General features: G+C 60.6%; 3 protein-coding genes. All 3 read right to left on the minus strand.

Annotated features, from left to right (window positions below; translation table 11 throughout):
- A partial coding sequence (locus CUC53_RS17780) for a PfkB family carbohydrate kinase (RefSeq protein ID WP_236757966.1) occupies window positions 1–349 on the minus strand: 349 nt, incomplete at its 3' end.
- A gap of 112 nt (window positions 350–461) precedes the next feature.
- Window positions 462–1,337, minus strand: a complete 876-nt coding sequence (gene rbsB / locus CUC53_RS17785; protein ID WP_100295348.1) for a ribose ABC transporter substrate-binding protein RbsB — start codon at window positions 1,335–1,337, stop codon at window positions 462–464.
- A gap of 34 nt (window positions 1,338–1,371) precedes the next feature.
- Window positions 1,372–2,085, minus strand: a 714-nt coding sequence (gene rbsC, locus CUC53_RS17790) for a ribose ABC transporter permease (protein WP_100295349.1), incomplete at its 5' end; no start/stop codon positions are given.

The following is a 2,085-nucleotide window of genomic DNA, read 5'->3' on the forward strand; positions in this document are numbered from 1 at the left end:
GGGGGAGAACAGCATCGGCAGAGATGCCGATGCTGTTCTCCCCCTCATCACTGACATAAATGATGGCGATGCCGGTGGGCAGGGTCTCATCGAGCTCGACGGCGCTGACATCGATACCATCTTGGGCGAAGCCGTTTTTCATCTGGTGGCCGATGGCGTCATCGCCGATCCGAGCGATAAAGGCGACTTGTGCACCTAACCGAGCGGCGGCCACCGCCTGATTGGCGCCTTTACCACCCGGGACCACCTGATAGCTGTGACCCGTCAGGGTTTCACCCGGGCGAGGAAAGTGGGGAACGCGCAGTACATGGTCTGCATTGACACTGCCCAGAACGATGAGACGATTCATGTTGACTACTCCTGATGCATCTTGGCTTGAATACGGTGGGAACCCAAGCCAAGAGGCATGACGGTGGCGGGGTAAAGGGGAGGCGAGCCTCCCCCGTCATGTGCTGGGTCAGTTACTTGGTCACGACCTGCAGCGGTACCGGAATGGATTTTTCCACTGGCTGCCCCTTGAGCACCTTGTCGGCCGTCTCGACGCCGATGGCACCGATCAGGGCAGGTTGCTGGGCCACGGTGGCGGCCAGTTTACCCTTGGCAACGGCGGCTTTGCCGTCGTCAGTGCCGTCGAAGCCAACGATCATCACCTCTTTGCCTGCCGCTTGCACCGCACGGATGGCACCCAGCGCCATCTCGTCGTTCTGGGCGAACACCGCCTGCACGGTCGGGTGGGCTGCCAGCAGGTTTTCCATGACGTTCAGGCCCTTGGTGCGGTCAAAGTCGGCAGGCTGGGAGGCGAGTACTTGCAGTTTGTTGGCCGCTACCGCCAGGGCAAAACCTTCGCCACGGTCGCGGGCGGCAGAGGTACCGGCAATCCCTTCCAGCTGAATAACCTTGGCTCCTGCACCGACCTTCTCGGTGATGTAGTTACCGGCCAGCTTGCCGCCGGCCACGTTGTCGGAGGCGATATGGGCCTTGACCTCACCTTGCGCGGCGCCGCGATCCAAGGTCAGCACCGGAATGCTGGCGCGATTGGCCAGCCGGATGGCGTTGCCGACGGCTTCAGAGTCGGTGGGGTTGATCAGAATGGCGCCCACTTTACGTACCGTGAGATCTTCTACGTTGGCGAGCTCTTTGGCCGGATCATTTTGGGAGTCCAGCACCACCAGCTCATAGCCAAGCTCTTTAGCCTTGGCTTCGGCTCCCTCTTTCATGGTGACAAAGAAGGGGTTATTGAGGGTGGAGACCACCATCGCCAGGGTGTGATCGGCGGCTTGGGCGGTACCGAGCACAGACATGATGGCGGCAGCGAGCAGGGTATTGAGCTTTTTCATCATTTCATTCCTTGTGTGTGGCATGTCTTACGTGTTAGCGATTGCTTTTGTTATCGATCATCACGGCAAGCAAGATCACGCTGGCCTTGGCGATCATTTGGTAATAGGACGATACGTCGAGCAGGTTGAGGGCGTTGTTGAGAAAGCCAATGATCAAGGCACCGATCAGGGTTCCCATGATGCGGCCCTTGCCGCCCATCAGGCTGGTACCACCCAGCACCACCGCGGCGATGGCATCCAGCTCGTAACCCATGCCCGCCGTCGGCTGGGCAGAGGAGAGGCGCGAGGTCACAATGAGCCCTGCCAGCGCGGATAACATGCCGCACAGACCATACACCGCCAGCTTCACCCGATCCACATTGATGCCGGAGAGACGGGTAGCCGATTCGTTGCCGCCCAGCGCATAGATGTAGCGACCGAGACGGGTGTGGTTGAGCATGAACCACGCGAGCACAAAGACGATGGCCATCAACCAGATGGGCACTGGCAGACCGAGCAGATAGCCGGTACCGAGCCAGGCGAAGTGATCGGCGCCGTCACTAAAACCGGTGGAGATGGGGCGCCCCTCGGTATAGACCATGGTGATGCCGCGCAGGGCGGTCATGGTCACTAGGGTGGCGATGAACGCCTGCACCTTGCCCTTGGCAATAATAAGGCCGCTGACGCCGCCAAGCAGGGTGCCAGCCCCCAGCGTGAGGGGGACCACCAGCCAGATCGGCAGCTCCATGGCGACCATGGTCGCCGCCAG

Origin of the sequence: Aeromonas cavernicola (assembly GCF_002795305.1) — a bacterium.
Taxonomy (GTDB): Bacteria; Pseudomonadota; Gammaproteobacteria; order Enterobacterales; family Aeromonadaceae; genus Aeromonas; species Aeromonas cavernicola.